We start from the raw sequence: 17,870 nt of genomic DNA, 5'->3' as shown, positions 1-17,870 counted from the left end.
GGACGGGCGGCGCGGACTGACGCGCCGTCCGTCCGCCGTTGCGTGTCCCCGGATGGCAGGCGTGTATCTTCCGGGCCGAGAGCCTTCGAAGGGACCAATCCGGTGAACAAGAAGCTTGCGGCCGCAGTGTCAGGCGGTGCGGTACTGATGCTCGTCCTGTCCGGCTGCGGCGGGGACGACGGCGACAAGAAGGCCGACGCCTGGGCCAAGAAGGTCTGCGACAGCTGGCAGCCCGAACTGAAGAAGATCGAGCAGGCCAACGCCGACATCAAGCGGGTGGCCACCGAGAGCAGCAAGCCCGAGGAGGTCCAGTCGACCGACTCGGCGGCGTTCGGGACCATGTCCGCGTCGTACAAGGCGATGGGTGCGGCCCTGCAGGGGGCGGGGGTTCCCCCGGTCAAGGACGGCCAGGCGACCCAGACCGCCGCGGTCCAGGGCTTCGAGTCGACCTCGCAGGGCTACACGGCCCTGAAGACGAAGATGGACGCCCTCGACCCCAAGGACCAGGGCAAGTTCGCCGAGGGGCTCAAGGACGTCGCGGCCGGGCTGGAGGACGCGACCAAGGGCGGCAAGGACGCGCTCGACCAGCTCAAGGCGGGCGGCCTGGACAAGGCGATGAACAGTCAGAAGGGCTGCCAGGTCACGACGGCGTCGCCGGCGAAGTAGGCCGCGCGGCGGCGGCTCGCGCAGGGCGGTACGCCGACCCGGCGGTTCGCACAGGCCGTACGCCGACCAGGGCGGCCGGGGTCCCCGAGGGGGCCGCGGCCGCCCTGGCGCGTGTCCGGGCCTCGCGACGCGGGCATTGTCCGCGCCAGCGGCCACAATGGACGTGTGAGTACCACCAGCCTTCCCTCGCCCGACCGCGCCGCCGAGCTGCGGACCGCCCTGCTCGACGCCGGCTTCACCGCCGACGGGCTGCTCGAACTGCTCGGCGCCCCCGCGTACGCCGCGCTGGCCCGCAGCGAGACGGTCCCCGCGCTGCGCGCCACCCGCGGCGCCGGTGACGGCTCTCTCGCGAGCCTGATCCGGCTGTTCCTGCTCCAGGAGCCGGAGCCGTACGTGCACGCCGCGGCGGCGCTGCCCGTCGAGGCGGCGCTGGCCGACGGCTGGCTGCGCCGGGAGGGCGACGAGGTGCACGCCACCGTCGACGTGCGCCCGTTCGGGGGCCCGGACGGCGAGGACTGGTTCATCGTGTCCGACCTCGGCTGCGCCGTCGGCGGGGCCGGCGGGATCGGCAGCCGCGAGGAGGGCGTGGTCCTCGGCGTCGGCGGGGCCTCCACCACGCTGGCCGGGGTCACCATCCGCACCCCGGTCGGCAGCGCCCTCGACCTGGGCACCGGGTCCGGCATCCAGGCGCTGCACGCCACCCGGCACGCGACCCGGGTCACGGCCACCGACGTCAACCCCCGGGCCCTGGAGTTCACCCGGTTGACGCTGGCGCTGTCCGGGGCTCCGGAGGCCGAGCTGCTCACCGGGTCGCTGTTCGAGCCCGTGGGCGACGCGACGTACGACCTGATCGTGTCGAACCCGCCCTTCGTGATCTCCCCCGGCGCCCGCCTCACGTACCGGGACGGCGGGATGGGCGGCGACGACCTGTGCCGGACGCTGGTGCAGGAGGCGGGGGCCCACCTCAACCCGGGCGGGTACGCGCAGTTCCTCGGCAACTGGCAGCACGTGGAGGGCGAGGACTGGCACGACCGGCTCCGCTCCTGGGTACCGCGCGGCTGCGACGCGTGGATCGTGCAGCGTGACGTGCAGGACGTGACCCAGTACGCGGAGCTGTGGCTGCGCGACGCGGGCGACCACCGCACCGACCCCGCCGAGTACGCGCGGCGGTACGAGGACTGGCTGGACGAGTTCGAGGCCCGCAAGACCAAGGCGGTCGGCTTCGGCTGGATCACCCTGCGCCGCAGCGACGCGGCCGAGCCCTCGATCGTGGTCGAGGAGTGGCCGCACTCGGTGGAGCAGCCGCTCGGCGAGACCGTCCTGGCCCACTTCGCCCGCCAGGACTACCTGCGGGACCACGACGACGCGGCACTGCTGGAGGCCCACTTCACGCTGGCCGCAGAGGTCGTCCAGGAGCAGGTCGGCGCGCCCGGCGCGGAGGACCCGGAGCACGTCGTGCTCCGGCAGAACCGCGGCATGCGGCGCGCCACCAAGGTCGACACGGTCGGGGCGGGCTTCGCCGGGGTGTGTGACGGCTCACTCAGTGCGGGCCGGATCCTGGACGCCATCGCGCAGCTGATGCAGGAGGACCCGGTCGTCCTGCGCGACCGGACCCCGGAGGCCATCCGGATGCTGGTGGAGCAGGGGTTCCTGGAGCCGCTGACGGGTCCCGCGCAGTAGCCGCGCAGGCGCCGGCCCCGGAATGTAACCCGAGGTATGCCCGCCGTTCCCCCGCCGCTGGCAGGCTCCTGCGGAGCGGGATCCGGGGGGATCCCGGGAGCGGCCTGGGGTTGAGGGGAGCGGCATGGAAGGCGGTCCGGCGTTCTTCGCTGCGACGGTGTTCCTGCTGTTCGGGGCCGCTCTGCTGGCCTGGACCGGGGCGCGTGCACTGCGCCGCGCCCCGGTGGCCGAGGGCGTGCGCCCCGCCGTGGCCGTGCCGCTGGCACTGCTGGGCGGCGGGGTGTCGCTGGCCCTCGGGGTCTGGTGCCTCGGGCGGGCGTGACGCCGCCCGGAGCCGCGTGACGCCGCCCGGAGCCGCCTGAGTCGCGCCGGGCCCGCTCCGACGCCGCGTCAAACCGCCCGGAGCCGCGTGAGGCCAGGTGAAACGGGGCGCGAGGGCGGGGCCAGACGGCCCCCTGGCCACTCGGCATGGTGATCGCCAAGGGTCCGGCGCGGCATCCGGGCGGCAGAAACGGCACTTGTCGGGTTACCGTTCGAGTGGCCGTTGCGGGCTTCTGCCGTTTGACACGGGGGCGGGTTGTACCGTCACACTCCGCAGCGTCGCCGTACTGCGACCGAGTGCCGACCGGAGAGAAGAGCCAAGTTGTCCCCGACTAGCGAGACCGCAAAGGGCGGCCGCCGACTCGTCATCGTCGAGTCCCCTGCCAAGGCGAAGACGATCAAGGGCTACCTCGGCCCCGGATACGTCGTCGAGGCGAGCGTCGGGCACATCCGCGACCTCCCGAGCGGCGCGGCCGAGGTTCCCGACAAGTACACCGGTGAGGTCCGCCGTCTCGGTGTGGACGTCGAGCACGACTTCGCGCCGATCTACGTGGTCAACGCCGATAAGAAGGCCCAGGTCAGGAAGCTCAAGGAGCTGCTGGCCGAGTCCGACGAACTCTTCCTCGCCACCGATGAGGACCGCGAGGGCGAAGCCATCGCGTGGCACCTTCAGGAAGTCCTGAAGCCCAAGGTCCCCGTCCACCGGATGGTCTTCCACGAGATCACCAAGGACGCGATCCGCGACGCCGTCGCCAACCCGCGCGAGCTCAACCAGCGCATGGTCGACGCCCAGGAGACCCGCCGCATCCTCGACCGCCTCTACGGCTACGAGGTCTCGCCGGTCCTGTGGAAGAAGGTCATGCCGAAGCTGTCGGCGGGCCGCGTCCAGTCCGTGGCCACCCGCCTCGTCGTCGAGCGGGAGCGCGAGCGCATCGCCTTCCGCTCCGCCGAGTACTGGGACCTGACCGGCACCTTCTCCACCGGGCGCGCCGGTGACGCCTCCGACCCGTCCACGCTGGTCGCCCGCCTGAACACGGTGGACGGCAAGCGAGTGGCGCAGGGCCGTGACTTCGGTTCGACGGGCCAGCTCAAGAGCGAGGTGCTGCACCTCGACGAGGGAGGCGCCCGGGCGCTCGCCGCCGCGCTGGAGCAGACCGCCTTCGCCGTCCGCTCGGTCGAGTCCAAGCCGTACCGCCGCTCCCCGTACGCCCCGTTCCGTACGACGACGCTCCAGCAGGAGGCCTCGCGCAAGCTGGGCTTCGGTGCGAAGGCGACCATGCAGGTGGCGCAGAAGCTGTACGAGAACGGCTTCATCACCTATATGCGTACGGACTCCACGACGCTCTCCGACACCGCGGTGTCGGCGGCGCGGGCGCAGGTCACGCAGCTCTACGGGGCCGACTACCTGCCGGAGAAGCCGCGCGTCTACGCGGGCAAGGTCAAGAACGCGCAGGAGGCGCACGAGGCGATCCGTCCTTCGGGTGATCGTTTCCGCACCCCCGCCGAGACGGGTCTGACCGGCGACCAGTTCCGCCTGTACGAGCTCATCTGGAAGCGGACCGTCGCCTCTCAGATGAAGGACGCGGTCGGCAACTCCGTCACCGTGAAGATCGGCGGCCTCGCCTCCGACGGCCGGGACGCGGAGTTCACCGCCTCCGGCAAGACGATCACCTTCCACGGCTTCATGAAGGCGTACGTCGAGGGCGCGGACGACCCGAACGCCGAGCTCGACGACCGCGAGAAGCGCCTCCCGCAGGTCGCGGAGGGCGACGCGCTGTCCGCCGAGGAGATCACGGCGGACGGCCACTCGACCAAGCCGCCGGCCCGCTACACCGAGGCCTCGCTGGTCAAGGAGCTCGAAGAGCGCGAGATCGGCCGCCCGTCGACGTACGCGTCGATCATCGGCACGATCCTGGACCGCGGCTACGTCTTCAAGAAGGGCACGGCGCTCGTGCCGTCCTTCCTGTCGTTCGCCGTGGTCAACCTGCTGGAGACGCACTTCGGGCGGCTCGTCGACTACGACTTCACCGCGAAGATGGAGGACGACCTCGACCGCATCGCGCAGGGCGAGGCCCAGTCCGTGCCGTGGCTCAAGCGCTTCTACTTCGGCGCGGAGGACGCCTCGGAGGTCGTGCCGGCCGACGGCGACCACCTCGGCGGCCTGAAGGAGCTGGTCACGGACCTGGGTGCGATCGACGCCCGGGAGATCTCCTCCTTCCCCGTCGGCCAGGACATCGTGCTGCGGGTCGGCCGCTACGGGCCGTACGTGGAGCGCGGTGAGAAGGACGCCGAGGGCCACCAGCGGGCCGACGTGCCCGACGACCTGGCTCCGGACGAGCTGACGGTGGAGTACGCGGAGGAGCTGTTCGCGAAGCCGAGCGGCGAGTTCGAGCTCGGCAAGGACCCGGTCAGCGGCAACGAGATCGTCGCCAAGGACGGCCGTTACGGGCCGTACGTGACGGAGATCCTGCCCGAGGGCACGCCGAAGACCGGCAAGAACGCGGTCAAGCCGCGCACGGCCTCGCTGTTCAAGTCGATGACCCTGGACACGGTCACCCTCGACGAGGCGCTCAAGCTGATGTCCCTGCCGCGGGTCGTCGGCGCGGACGCCGAGGGCGTGGAGATCACGGCCCAGAACGGCCGCTACGGCCCGTACCTGAAGAAGGGGACGGACTCGCGGTCGCTGGAGACCGAGGACCAGCTGTTCTCGATCACGCTGGACGAGGCCCTCGCGATCTACGCGCAGCCCAAGCAGCGGGGCCGGGCCGCGGCCAAGCCGCCGCTGAAGGAGCTGGGCACCGACCCGGTGAGCGAGAAGCCGGTCGTGGTCAAGGACGGCCGCTTCGGCCCGTACGTGACGGACGGCGAGACGAACGCGACGCTGCGGCGGGACGACGACGTCGAGACGATCACGCCGGAGCGCGGCTACGAGCTGCTGGCGGAGAAGCGCGCGAAGGGTCCGGCCAAGAAGACGGCCAAGAAGGCCCCCGCGAAGAAGGCCCCGGCGAAGAAGGCGACGGCGACCAAGACCGCCGCCGCGAAGAAGACGGCGGCCAAGAAGACCACCACGGCCGCGAAGAAGACCACGGCCAAGACGGCGGCCAAGAAGACGACGGCGAAGAAGGCCGCTGCGGCGGCCTTGTCGGACGACTAGCCTCCCGGCCCGGCTGCGGGCCCCGGCTTCCGCTTCGGCTTCGGCTCCGGGCAGGGCCCCGTGCGAGACGCACGGGGCCCTGCCCGTTCGCGCGAGGTTCGGGCGAGGTTCGCGCGAGGTGGGTCCGGGGTCACACCCGGGGTTGTCCACAGGCTTCCGCACCCGCCAAGCACAGCGGATAGGCTGGGCGGATGACGCGAGCCGAGCAGCCAACGGTCGTGACCGCCCCCGCCACCCCCACCTACGACGAAGCCCTAGCCGCGGACTCCCGCGAGCGAGCGGTGCGCGCCCTGCTGCGCACGCCCAGGCTGCGCCGGCTGTGGAGTGCCCAGCTGGTGAGCGGCATCGGTGACGCCCTCGCCCTGCTGGTGCTGGTGCTGCTCGCCTTCCAGGCGGCCGTGTCCCAGGACGCCTTCGGCGGCGGATACAGCGGCTGGGCCCTGGCCGTCGCCGCCGTCTTCGGCGTCCGGATCCTCGCCACGCTCCTGTTCGGCGCCGTGCTGCTGGGCCCGCTGGCCAAGCTCACCGCGCCCCGGGACGCGGGCGGGAAGCTGGACCGCCGCTGGACGATGATCGGTGCCGACGGGGTCCGCCTCGGCCTCTTCGTCGTCGCCCCGCTCTGGCTCGACTGGATCCCGGAGCACGCGCTCACCGCACTGCTCGCCACCGTCTTCGTCTCCGGCGCCGCCGAGCGGCTGTGGAGCGTGGCCAAGGACAGCGCCGCCCCCGCGCTGCTGCCGGTGCCGCCGCCGGAGGGCGCGACCGTACGGCCGCTGCCGGACCACCTCGACGCGCTGCGCCGGCTGAACCTGCGTACCGCTTTCGCGGCCATGCCGGCCGCCGCGGCCGTGCTGCTCGCCGCGACCCTGATCGGCAAGGCCCTCGGCCTCGGAGTGGGCTGGTTCGCCGAGAACCAGGCCGCGCTGGGCTCGTACGTGGCCTCCGGCCTGTTCGCGGCGTCCGTCTCGCTGCTGCTCCCGCTGGTGCTGCCCGCCACGAAGACCCCGCGTCCGCGCTCCCCGCTGGAGGGCCTGCGCGCCCCGAAGTCGGGCGACCAGCCCGAGAAGGGCCGTACGGGCGCGATCCCGCTGCTCGTGCTGGCCTGCGCCGCCGTCGCCGGGGCGGTGGCCTGCGCCGCCGCCGTGGCCGTGCTGCACGCCATCGACCTGGGCGGCGGCCCGGCCTCCTTCGCGATGCTCGTCCTGGCCCTCGTCGGCGGCACCGGCATCGGCATCCGCGCCACCCAGGCCGGCAAGGTGCTCCCGGCGCTGTCCCGGCGCAGGCTGCTGGCCCTCGCCGTCGGCGTCACCGGGCTCGCGCTGCTGCTGACCGGCCTGGTCCCGGACACCGCGACCGTGCTGTTCCTGTCGCTGCTGGCCGGCACCTCCGCGGGCGTCGCCGCCAACACCGGCCACACGCTGCTCGACCAGGAGACCGAGGAGTTCCGCCGGGCCCGGGTCACCGAGCACCTGCAGGCCGTCGTACGGGTCGCCGTGGCCGTGGGGGCCGTGGCCGCGCCCGTCCTCGCCTCGGCGATCGGCCCGCACCGCCTCGCCTTCGGTGACGTCGTTTTCGCGCACGACGGCGCCGCGTTCACGCTGATGCTGGTCGGCGCCCTGCTGCTGCCCGTCGCCGTCGTGGTGCTCGCCAAGGCCGACGACCGCGGCGGCGTACCGCTGCGCCGCGACCTGCGCGAGGCGCTGCGCGGCGGGGAGCCCGCTCAGGCCGCGTCCACCACCGGCTTCTTCATCGCCCTGGAGGGCGGCGACGGCGCCGGCAAGTCCACCCAGGTGGAGGCGCTGGCCGACTGGATACGGGGCAAGGGCCACGAGGTCGTGGTGACGCGCGAGCCCGGGGCCACGCCGGTCGGCAAGCGGCTGCGCTCGATCCTGCTCGACGTGTCCTCCGCCGGGCTGTCGAACCGCGCCGAGGCCCTGCTCTACGCGGCCGACCGCGCCGAGCACGTGGACACGGTCGTACGGCCCGCGCTGGAGCGCGGCGCGGTCGTCATCTCCGACCGCTACATCGACTCCTCGGTGGCTTACCAGGGCGCGGGCCGCGACCTGTCCCCGACCGAGATCGCGCGGATCTCGCGCTGGGCCACCGACGGCCTCGTACCGAACCTGACCGTGCTGCTCGACGTGTCGCCGGAGGCGGCGCGCGAGCGGTTCACGGAGGCGCCGGACCGGCTGGAGTCGGAGCCGGCGGAGTTCCACCAGCGGGTGCGGGCCGGGTTCCTGACGCTCGCGGCGTCCGACCCCGGGCGCTACCTGGTGGTGGACGCGGGCCAGGACCCGGAGTCCGTCACCACCGTCGTGCGCCACCGCCTGGACCGGATGCTCCCGCTGTCCGAGGACGAGGTGTCCGCGCAGATCGAGGCGCGGCGGCTCGCCGAGGCGGAGGCCAAGCGCAAGGCCGAGGAAGAGGCGGCGCGCAGGGCCGAGGAAGAGCGGCTGCGCGCCGAGGAGGAAGCCCGCAAGGCGCGCGAGGCCGAGGAGGCCCGGATCAAGGCCGAGGCCGAGGCCGCCCGCAAGGCGGCGGAGGAGCGGCTGCGCGCCGAGGAGGAGGCCCGGGCCCGGGCCGAGGCCGAGCGGCTGCGCGCGGAGGCCGAGGCGAAGGCCCGCGCGGCGGAGCAGGAGCGGCTGCGGCTTCAGGAGGCGGAGGAGGCCCGGCTGCGGGCCGAGGCCGAGGAGCGGCGGCTGGAGAAGCAGCGGCGCGCGGAGGAGGCCCTGCTGAAGGCCGAGGAGGCGCGCCGGCTGGCTGCGGCCGCGGCGGCCGAGGCGGCGGCGAAGGCGGCTGCGGCTGCGGCGGCCACGGCGGCGGCCTCTGCTCCGGCACCGGCCACGGCGGCGGCCTCTGCTCCGGCACCGGCTGCGGCTCCGGCCTCTGCACCGGCACCGGCTGCGGCGCCGAAGGTCGGCATGCGCAAGGACCCGGCTCCGGAGCGGGCCGAGGACGTGACCGTGGAGACCCCGGTGGTCAAGCGGGTCATGAAGCCGGACGACGTCACCGAGACGGTGCCGGTGCCGAAGATCGACCCGGCCGCGGAGACCTCCGTGCTGCCGCCCGTCCGCGTGACGGGTCCGGCCGACGAGACGGCCGTACTGCCGCCCGTACGCCCCACGGGGGCGGCGCCCGCGCGGCCGGATGCTCAGTCGGGCCGGACCGCCCGGGCCGCACAGTCCGCCTCGCGGCCGACGGCCCGGCGTCCGGAGGAGAACCCGGCCGACCGGGTGCCGCCGGGCATCTTCCGGGACTCCGGCAATGACGCGACCCGGGAGCTTCCCGTCCTCGGCGACGACGGCCGGCCGCGCAGGCCGCGCCCGGACTGGGCCGAGGAGACCCCGCTGGACGATCTGCCGACGCTGGCGGACGAGCTGCTGGGCCCGCGCCGGGACGACGAGGACGACCGCCGCCCGCGCCGCTCCTGAACCGGCTGACCCGGCGGCTGCCCCGGCTGCCCCGGCTGTCCGGGATTGTCAGTGGCGCGCGCCACACTGTGAACAGGTACGGCACGGACGGTAAGTGAAAGGCGGTGGGCGGGATGCCCGTATGGGACGACCTGGTGGGACAGGAGCGTGTCCAGACGCAGCTGGCCGCCGCCGCCCGCGATGCCGACGCCCTGGTCACGGCCATCTCGGCCGGGACCGCGGCGCCCGCCGCGTCCAAGATGACCCATGCCTGGCTGTTCACCGGGCCGCCCGGCTCCGGGCGGTCCACCGCCGCCCGCGCCTTCGCGGCCGCGCTCCAGTGCACCAGCCCGGACCGCGCGCTCGGGGGTGAGCCCGGCTGTGGATTCTGCGAGGGCTGCCACACCACGCTGATCGGCACGCATGCCGATGTGGAGATCGTCCGTACCGATCTGCTGTCCATCGGCGTGAAGGACACCCGCGACCTGGTCCGCCGGGCGCAGCTCTCCCCGGCCGTGGGCCGCTGGCAGGTCATCGTCCTGGAGGACGCCGACCGGCTGACCGAGGGCGCGGGCAACGTACTGCTCAAGGCCGTGGAGGAGCCCGCTCCGCGCACGGTGTGGCTGCTGTGCGCGCCCTCGCTGGAGGACGTGCTGCCCACCATCCGCTCCCGCTGCCGGCACCTGACGCTGCGTACGCCGCCGGTGGCCGCCGTCGCGGACGTGCTGGTCCGGCGGGACGGCATCGAGCCCGCGGTCGCCGCTGCCGCCGCCCGCGCGACCCAGGGCCACATCGGCCGGGCCCGCCGGCTCGCCACCGACGAGGCCGCCCGGACGCGTCGGGCGTCGGTGCTGAGGCTCCCGCTCCGCGTGGACGACGTGGGCGGCTGCCTCAAGGCCGCGCAGGAGCTCGTGGACGCCGCCGCCGAGGATGCCAAGCAGGTCGCCGAGGAGGTCGACACCAAGGAGACCGAGGAACTGCGCGCGGCGCTCGGCGCCGCTGCCGGCACCGGCGGGCGCATGCCGCGCGGCACGGCGGGCGTGATGAAGGAGCTGGAGGACCGGCAGAAGCGCCGCCGCACCCGCACCCAGCGCGACAGCCTCGACCTCGCCCTGACCGACCTCACCGGCTTCTACCGGGACGTGCTGGCGCTTCAGCTCGGCTCCTCCGTGGCCATCGCCAATGAGGAGATACGGCCGGACCTCGACCGGATCGCCCGCGAGTCGGGTCCCGAGCGGACCCTGCGCCGGATCGAGGCGATCATCGCCTGCCGGGACGCCCTGGACCGCAATGTGGCGCCGCTCCTCGCGGTCGAGGCGATGACGATGTCGCTGCGCGCGGGCTGACGGACCCGGACCCACTGTCCCCGGACCGGCCCCGAGGCGGGTAGCGCGGCGGTGCTCCCGTTGACGGCTTCACCCGTACGAGCGGTCCGGGCCGCGGGGCCGGTCCGTGGCCGTCCGTGCCGGGTGGCGCGGGGCGCCCGGGCGGAGGTGGGCCGTGCGTCCCCGGTGCGGGCCCGGGCCGGGGCGGGGCCGGGCCGAGCCGGGAGGGTGCCCAGGCCGTAGGCTCCGGGAATGGACACCAGTCGCGTGCTGCGCACTACCGGGACCGTGATCGCCGCCGCCGCGCTGCTGCTCTCCGGGTGCACTTCGGGCGGTTCGGAGGGATCCCGGGCCGCCGCGTCCTCCGCCGGGGACGCGGGCAGCGCTTCGGCCGCACCGACCGCGATCCCGGCCGCACTGCGCCCGTACTACGACCAGAAGCTGAGCTGGCGCGACTGCGGTGTCCCGGGCTTCCAGTGCTCCACGATGAAGGCCCCGCTCGATTACGCCCGCCCCGAGGCCGGGGACATCGAGATCGCGGTGGCCCGCCGCCCCGCCACCAGCCCCGGCAAGCGGCTCGGCTCGCTGGTGGTCAACCCGGGCGGGCCGGGCGGCTCCGGGATCGGGTACCTCCAGGCGTACGCGGGCATCGGCTACCCGGCGGCGGTGCGCGCCGCGTACGACATGGTCTCCTTCGACCCGCGCGGCGTGGACCGCAGCAGTCCCGTCCAGTGCCTCACCGGCCCGGCCATGGACAAGTACACGCAGGTCGACCAGACACCGGACAACGCGGCGGAGCGGAGCCTGCTGGTGGCCGCGTTCAAGGAGTTCGCGGCCGGCTGCCAGGCGCACTCGGCGCGGGTCCTGCCGCACGTCTCCACCGTGGACGCCGCCCGGGACATGGACCTGCTGCGCGGGGTGCTGGGCGACGAGAAGCTGACGTACGTCGGGGCCTCGTACGGCACCTTCCTCGGGGCGACGTACGCGGAGCTCTTCCCGGGCCGCGTCGGCCGGCTGGTGCTGGACGGCGCGATGGACCCCTCCCGGCCCGCGCTCGAACTGAACCGGGACCAGACCGAGGGCTTCGAGACGGCCTTCCGCGCCTTCGCCAAGGACTGCGCGAAGCAGTCGGACTGCCCGCTGGGCCAGGGCGGTCCCGACGCGGTGGCGGCGCGCCTGAAGGAGTTCTTCCGCAAGGTCGACGCGCAGCCGGTGCCCAGCGGCGAGTCCGACCGCCCGCTCGGTGAGTCCCTTGCGACCACCGGGGTGATCGCGGCGCTGTACGACGAGAACGCCTGGCCGCAGCTGCGCGAGTCGCTCGCGGCGGCGATGGACGGCGACGGCTCCGCGCTGCTCGGCCTCGCGGACAGCTACTACGAGCGCGAGGCGGACGGCAAGTACGCCAACCTGATGTACGCGAACGCCGCCGTCAACTGCCTCGACCAGCCCCCGGCCTTCGCGGGGCCGGAGGCGGTCGATGCGGCCCTGCCCTCCTTCGAGAAGGCCTCCCCGGTCTTCGGGCCTGGCCTGGCCTGGGCCTCGCTGAACTGCGCGTACTGGCCGGTGAAGGCCACGGGCAAGGCCGGCCCGATCGCCGCGAAGGGCGCCGCGCCGATCGTGGTGGTCGGCACGACCCGCGACCCGGCGACCCCGTACAAGTGGGCCCAGGCGCTGGCGAAGCAGCTCGACTCGGGAGTGCTGCTCACCTACGACGGCGACGGACACACGGCGTACGGGCGCGGCAGCGACTGCATCGACACGGCGATCAACACCTACCTGCTGGAGGGCAAGGCCCCGACGGACGGCAAGAAGTGCTAGCACCGCGACACGCCGAGCCGAGCCGAACCCGGCACCTGGCGTGCCCGATATGCCTCAGATTGGGCCACTATGGGCTCGCGCTCCGGCCCCTCCCGCAGCCCGGTTCGGGGCACCCGGTTTAACCCTGTAGACTTGGCGCCGCTGCTGATGAGAGCCTCCCACCAGGGAAATTCTTGTCTTCCCAGCGGTGCCGCCTTAGCTCAGTTGGCCAGAGCAACGCACTCGTAATGCGTAGGTCTCGGGTTCGAATCCCGAAGGCGGCTCTGTAGAAGCCCCAGGACTCACTCGCCGTGACCTGGGGCTTTTGCTATGTCCGGGTGCGGGGCTCGTAGGATGCGCCGGCATGGATTTCGATCTGCTTGTTCGGCGCCTTGCGGGTGTGGTGGGGGATGCGCATGTGCTGACCGATCCCGCGCTGTGTGCCTCGTACGAGACCGACTTCACCGGCCGTTACGCGGGGCGCGCCCGGCTGGTGGTGCGGCCCGGCGATACCGGGCAGGTCGCGGCCGTGGTGCGGCTCTGCGGCGAGGCCGGGGTGGCGGTCGTGCCGCAGGGCGGCAATACCGGGCTGGTGGGCGGTTCCGTCCCCGGGCCCGGGGGTACGGAGGTCGTGCTGTCGACGCGTCGGCTCAACGGCATCGGGCCGGTCGACGCGGGGGCGCGGCGGGTGACGGTCGGCGCGGGGGTGGCGCTGGCCGAGCTGCAACGCCATGTCAGGCCGTACGGATGGGAGTTCGGGGTCGATCTGGCCTCCCGGGACTCCGCCACGCTCGGCGGCATGATCGCGACCAACGCGGGCGGCGAGCGGGTCGTGAAGTACGGCACCACCCGTGCCAACGTGGCCGGGGTGGAGGCCGTCATGGCCGACGGCGGGGTCCTGGACCGGCTGGCCGGGCTGCCCAAGGACAACACCGGGTACGACCTGACCGGCCTGCTGGTCGGCAGCGAGGGCACCCTGGGCGTGGTGACCCGGGCCCGGCTCTGCCTGGTGCCGCACCTGCCCCGGCGGACCACGGCGCTGCTGGGGCTGGACTCGCTCGAAGCGGCCCTCGCGGTCCTGGCGGAGCTGCGCCTGCTGGAGTCGCTGGAGCTGGCCGAGTTCTTCACGGCGGACGGCCTGGCCCTCGTGAGGGAGAAGAGCGGGCTCCCCGCCCCCTTCCGCGAGAGCCATCCGGTCTACCTCCTGGTGGAGTGCGCGGGCCGCCGGGACCCGGCCGAGGAGCTCGCGGCGGTGCTGGCGGGGGCTGCCGTACGGGACGTGGCCGTCGGGCTGGACGCCGCCGACGGCCGGCGCCTGGCCGCCTACCGGGAGCGGCACACCGAGGCGATCAACGCCGCCGGGATCCCGCTGAAGCTCGACGTGACCGTTCCGCTCGCCGAACTGCCCGGCTTCGTCGCCGAGCTGCCCGCGCTGCTGGCGGGCCGGGCCCGTCCGTACCTCTTCGGGCACCTGGCCGAGGGCAACCTCCACGTCAACCTGCTGGAGGTGGTGCCCGCCGACGAGGAGGCGGTCACCACGGCGGTGCTCGCCCGGGTCGCGGCCGTGGGCGGCAGTATCAGCGCCGAGCACGGGGTCGGCCGGGCCAAGGCCGGCCACCTCCCCCTCACCCGCTCGGCGGTCGACATCGCCGTCATGCGCTCGATCAAGGACGCCCTGGACCCGGCGGGCCTGTTCAGCCCGGGGACCCTGTTCCCTCCGCTCGCCCGCCCCGAGCCCCGGCGTTAGGTTGGACGGGTGACTGGAAGGCTGCGCGGCGCGGCGGTGGGGGCCGCGGCGGTCGGGCTCGTGGTGGTCCCCCTGGGCATCGGCGCGGGGTACGCGGGGTACGCGTGGGACGGGTCGGCGCCGCCCGCCGCGATGTCCACCGCCACCACCGCCCCCACCACCATCCCCACCTCGGACGAGTTCCCGCAGCTCACCCCCGCCGTGGCCCGGCAGCTCGACGAGGCCGTCCGGAAGGTGATGGCCGAGGCGCAGGTGCCCGGCGTCCTGGTGTCCCTGTCGGCGCCGGGCAAGGGCGAGTACGTACGGGCCTTCGGCGTGGCGGACAAGGCGACCGGCCGGTCCATGGACACCGGCCTGAACATGCGCATCGGCAGCGAGACCAAGACCTTCACGGTGACGGCCCTGCTGGAGCTGGTGGACAAGGGCGAGGTCGGGCTCGACGACCCGATAGGCAAGTACGTCGACGGCGTCCCGGGCGGCGACCGGATCACCCTGCGCGAGCTGGCGGGGATGCGCAGCGGGCTGTTCAACTACTCGGCCGACGAGGGGTTCTTCAAGGCCCTGACGGCCGACCCCCGGCGGCGGTTCACGCCGGAGGAACTGCTCGCGTACGCCTTCGGGCATCCGGTGCAGTTCGAGCCCGGCGCGAAGTTCGAGTACTGCAACACCAACCTGATCCTGCTCGGGCTCGTGGTGGAGAAGGCGAGTGGCCAGAAGCTCGCCGACTACATCAATGACAACGTCGTGGAGCCGGCCGGCCTGCGGCACACGCTGTTCCCCACCGGCGCGGAGTTCCCGTCCCCGCACGCCCAGGGCTACACCCAGCAGACGGCCTCCGGGAAGACTCAGGACGCGGCCGACTGGAACCCCTCCTACGGCTGGGCGGCCGGCGCGATGATCTCCGACCTCGGCGACATGCGGAAGTGGGCCGAGGTGCTGGCCACCGGCCGGCTGCTCACGCCCGCCACCCAGGCGCAGCGGCTGAAGGTCAGCCCGGCGGGCGATCTGCCCGACACCGGCTACGGCCTGGGCATCTTCAACGTCGAGGGCTGGATCGGGCACAACGGCTCGCTGCCCGGCTACCAGTCGTTGACCGTGTACCTGCCGCAGTCCCGGGCCACGATGGTGGTGCTGCTGAACACGGACATCCCGTACCGGGGATCGGAGCCCAGCTCGCTGTTCGGCAAGGCCATCACCGAGACGGTCACTCCGCAGCACCTCTTCGAACTGCCCGCCGCGCCGGTGACCGGGCAGCACTGACGACCTCCCTTGACCTCCCGCGCACAATGGTGGCGGCGCGCGGGGTGGACGAGGGAGAACGGCATGGACAGCCAAGCAACGCAGTACGAGGCGAAGGAAGGATCCGGGGTCGTCCTGCGCGTCGCGGGGGAGGCCGACCTCGACATCGCGGCCGAGCTGTTCCGCGGGTACCTGGACTTCTACGGCGTCGACATCGAGGCGGACCCGGAGCGTCCGCGCGCCTTCCTCGCGGAGCGGGTCAGGGACGGCGGGTCGCTGGTCCTGCTCGCGGAGGTCCCGGGCGGCGCCGGGACGGTCGGCTTCGCGCAGGTCTACCGGACCTTCTCCTCGCTCTCGATGCGGACCGGGTGGGTCCTGAACGACCTGTACGTCGCTCCGTCCGGCCGCCGCAGCGGCGCGGCCCGGGCGCTGCTGCGCGAGGTGCTGCGCCTGGCGGCGGAGGCCGGGGCGGCCGGTGTGCAGTTGGAGACGGCGTACGACAACCACGTGGCGCAGGGGCTGTACGAGGCGGAGGGTTTCGTCCGTGAGGAGTTCCACGTCTACTTCCACGACCTCGGCTGAAGCGGTCGCGGGAAGCGTGAAACATTCCGGTGCCGCCACGGCGTCATTGGAGTGAGACGGACGCGAGGGGGAGTAAATGCGGCAGGGTCGCAGAGATGGGTTCCGTGAGTTCGCCGCGGGCAGATCGGGTCACCTGTACCGGTCGGCATGCCTGCTGGCGAGCGGGGACACCCACCTCGCGGAGGATCTGGTCCAGGAGACCCTGGGCCGGATGTACCTGTTGTGGGGGCGGATCTCCCGCATCGACAACCCGGCGGCCTACGCGCAGACGGTTCTGGTACGGGTCTTCCTGACGCACCAGCGGCGCCGCTCGACGGGGGAGCGCCCGGTCGGGGAGTTCCCCGAGTCGGGGGTCCCGGCCGCGGGAGGCGCCGACCCGGTGCTGCGGCTGACGCTGCTGGAGGCGCTGGGCAGGCTGGCGCCGAAGGACCGGGCGGTGCTGGTGCTGCGGTACTGGGAGGACCGCAGCGTCGAGGAGACCGCCGACGCGATGAACGTCAGCTCGGCGGCGGTGCGCACCCGGACCTCGCGGGCCCTGGCCCGGCTGCGGGACCAACTGGGCGGCTCTCTGGCCGAGTTCGCCCGGATCTGAGGATCGCGGCCGCTGCTCTGTCCCCTGTCCCTGCTCCGTTGCTCCTTCACGACACCCCTGGATGGAAGGTCTGATTCCGCATGCCCTTTGAAGATGAGCTCGGCGAAGCCCTCCGGCGCACCGGGGAGGGGTTCACGGCCGACCGGACCGCCCTCGTGGACGGCGGTGAGCGTCGCGGGCGGCGCCTCGTGGCCCGCCGCCGGGCCGCCGTGATCGGCGGATCGGTCGTCGCCCTCGCGGTGATCGGCACCACCGGCGCCTACACGACCGGCCTGTTCGGCGGCTCCGGCTCGGGTGGCGGCGGTGGCGGCCCGGTGAACGTCGCGGCGCCGCCGGCCCTGCAGTCGGAGTCGCCGGGCGATGCCCGCGAGCGGGCGATCAAGGAGCGCAGGGGGACGGGGGCCGTCTCCGCCGAGCAGCTGGTCAACGTACTCAAGCAGCTCGTGCCGCCCGGGAAGCTGACGGACACCGAGGCGCGGGGCACCGGCGACGAGTTGGGCCCGATGGTCTCCGGAGTCTTCGACGACGGGAAGGGCAAGGGGAGCATCGGCGTCTCCCTCTCCCGGGTGGACCCCAAGGGCGCGATGGCCGCCGAGATGGTGAAGTGCCCCGACCGGGGCCAGCTGGAGTACGACAGCTGCACCTCCGACACGCTCCCGGACGGCTCCAGGCTCCTGCTGTTCCAGGGCTACGAGTACCCCGACCGCCGGGTGGACACCAAGAACTGGCGGGCCACGCTGACGACCCCGCAGGGCTTCCTCGTCGACGTGCAGGAGCACAACTCGGCGGCCCAGAAGGGCAAGCCGATCAGCCGGCCCACGCCGCCGCTGACCATGGCGCAGCTCAAGGCGCTCACCATCTCGCCGCTGTGGCACCTGGCGCTCAACGACCTGCCGGCCGCCCGGCCGGAGGGGGCCCGGCCGCCCGCGGCCACGAAGGTGTCGGCGCCGGACATGCTGGTGCAACTGTCGGAGAAGTACGGGATCACGGTCGTCGAGCGGGGCGGCGAGGGCGAGTACGGGTACGTCGTGCTCGACGACGGCAAGGGCAAGTCGCTCGTACAGGTCAACGTGCAGGCGAACATGGGCGACCAGGCGTTCCGGGCGATGTTCACCGGCCCCGGCAGCAGCACCCTGCCCGACGGCACCCTCGTGAAGGAGGAGCAGAAGCCCGGCGAGAAGGGCGGCACGAACGTGGTCTGGTGGAGCGTGGACACGCTGCGGCCGGACGGCAAGCGGGTGGTGGTCTCCGGCTTCAACACCAACAAGCAGAACAAGCCGGCGACCCGCGAGAAGCCCGCCCTGACCATGCAGCAGCTCAAGGAGATCGCGCTCGACCCGAAGTGGTTCGGCTGAGC

The 17,870-nt window shown here is 73.3% G+C and carries 12 protein-coding genes and 1 tRNA gene; all 13 read left to right on the top strand.

Going from position 1 to position 17,870, the window contains the following annotated elements; translation table 11 throughout:
• The first annotated feature begins 102 nt into the window (after positions 1 to 102).
• Positions 103 to 666 (top strand): small secreted protein, encoded by a 564-nt coding sequence (locus ACZ7GJ_RS14485; RefSeq protein WP_470751723.1) that lies wholly within the window; start codon positions 103 to 105, stop codon positions 664 to 666.
• A gap of 165 nt (positions 667 to 831) precedes the next feature.
• Positions 832 to 2,346 (top strand): DUF7059 domain-containing protein, encoded by a 1,515-nt coding sequence (locus ACZ7GJ_RS14480; protein ID WP_470751722.1) that lies wholly within the window; start codon positions 832 to 834, stop codon positions 2,344 to 2,346.
• A 124-nt stretch (positions 2,347 to 2,470) separates the two neighbouring features.
• On the top strand, positions 2,471 to 2,668 hold the full coding sequence (locus tag ACZ7GJ_RS14475; RefSeq protein WP_470751721.1) for a hypothetical protein: 198 nt from the start codon (positions 2,471 to 2,473) through the stop codon (positions 2,666 to 2,668).
• A gap of 321 nt (positions 2,669 to 2,989) precedes the next feature.
• Positions 2,990 to 5,821: a type I DNA topoisomerase gene (topA, locus tag ACZ7GJ_RS14470; protein WP_470751720.1), complete on the top strand. Its 2,832-nt coding sequence runs from the start codon at positions 2,990 to 2,992 to the stop codon at positions 5,819 to 5,821.
• A 191-nt stretch (positions 5,822 to 6,012) separates the two neighbouring features.
• Positions 6,013 to 9,252, top strand: coding sequence for a dTMP kinase (tmk, locus tag ACZ7GJ_RS14465; protein ID WP_470751718.1), 3,240 nt, complete (start codon positions 6,013 to 6,015; stop codon positions 9,250 to 9,252).
• Positions 9,253 to 9,365: 113 nt separating this feature from the next.
• On the top strand, positions 9,366 to 10,577 hold the full coding sequence (locus ACZ7GJ_RS14460; RefSeq protein ID WP_470751716.1) for a DNA polymerase III subunit delta': 1,212 nt from the start codon (positions 9,366 to 9,368) through the stop codon (positions 10,575 to 10,577).
• A gap of 231 nt (positions 10,578 to 10,808) precedes the next feature.
• The gene (locus ACZ7GJ_RS14455) at positions 10,809 to 12,374 is read left to right on the top strand and encodes an alpha/beta hydrolase (RefSeq protein ID WP_470751715.1); all 1,566 of its coding nucleotides are present in this window, start codon (positions 10,809 to 10,811) and stop codon (positions 12,372 to 12,374) included.
• Between the two features lie 189 nt (positions 12,375 to 12,563).
• A tRNA-Thr gene (locus ACZ7GJ_RS14450) sits at positions 12,564 to 12,637 on the top strand.
• Between the two features lie 134 nt (positions 12,638 to 12,771).
• Positions 12,772 to 14,100, top strand: a complete 1,329-nt coding sequence (locus ACZ7GJ_RS14445; RefSeq protein WP_470751713.1) for an FAD-binding oxidoreductase — start codon at positions 12,772 to 12,774, stop codon at positions 14,098 to 14,100.
• Between the two features lie 9 nt (positions 14,101 to 14,109).
• Positions 14,110 to 15,360 carry a serine hydrolase domain-containing protein gene (locus tag ACZ7GJ_RS14440; RefSeq protein WP_470751711.1) on the top strand — a complete coding sequence of 417 codons (1,251 nt, stop codon included), beginning with the start codon at positions 14,110 to 14,112 and terminating at the stop codon, positions 15,358 to 15,360.
• A gap of 63 nt (positions 15,361 to 15,423) precedes the next feature.
• Entirely contained in the window at positions 15,424 to 15,921 is a 498-nt protein-coding gene (locus ACZ7GJ_RS14435; protein ID WP_470751710.1) for a GNAT family N-acetyltransferase, read from the top strand.
• Positions 15,922 to 15,997: 76 nt separating this feature from the next.
• Positions 15,998 to 16,513, top strand: a complete 516-nt coding sequence (locus ACZ7GJ_RS14430) for a SigE family RNA polymerase sigma factor (protein ID WP_470751709.1) — start codon at positions 15,998 to 16,000, stop codon at positions 16,511 to 16,513.
• An 80-nt stretch (positions 16,514 to 16,593) separates the two neighbouring features.
• A complete protein-coding gene (locus ACZ7GJ_RS14425) occupies positions 16,594 to 17,868 on the top strand; it encodes a hypothetical protein (RefSeq protein ID WP_470751707.1) in 1,275 nt (424 codons plus the stop codon).
• Positions 17,869 to 17,870 lie beyond the last annotated feature (2 nt).

It is taken from the genome of Streptomyces sp. NPDC037242 (genome assembly GCF_055604165.1).
This window is presented reverse-complemented; position numbering and strand designations above follow the sequence as displayed.

Bases quoted from the DNA above. Each gene is read 5' to 3' on its own strand.
- ACZ7GJ_RS14475 (WP_470751721.1), top strand. From the start codon at position 2,471: ATGGAAGGCGGTCCGGCGTTCTTCGCTGCGACGGTGTTCCTGCTGTTC.
- tmk (WP_470751718.1), top strand. From the start codon at position 6,013: ATGACGCGAGCCGAGCAGCCAACGGTCGTGACCGCCCCCGCCACCCCC.
- ACZ7GJ_RS14460 (WP_470751716.1), top strand. From the start codon at position 9,366: ATGCCCGTATGGGACGACCTGGTGGGACAGGAGCGTGTCCAGACGCAG.
- ACZ7GJ_RS14455 (WP_470751715.1), top strand. From the start codon at position 10,809: ATGGACACCAGTCGCGTGCTGCGCACTACCGGGACCGTGATCGCCGCC.
- ACZ7GJ_RS14435 (WP_470751710.1), top strand. From the start codon at position 15,424: ATGGACAGCCAAGCAACGCAGTACGAGGCGAAGGAAGGATCCGGGGTC.
- ACZ7GJ_RS14430 (WP_470751709.1), top strand. From the start codon at position 15,998: ATGCGGCAGGGTCGCAGAGATGGGTTCCGTGAGTTCGCCGCGGGCAGA.
- ACZ7GJ_RS14425 (WP_470751707.1), top strand. From the start codon at position 16,594: ATGCCCTTTGAAGATGAGCTCGGCGAAGCCCTCCGGCGCACCGGGGAG.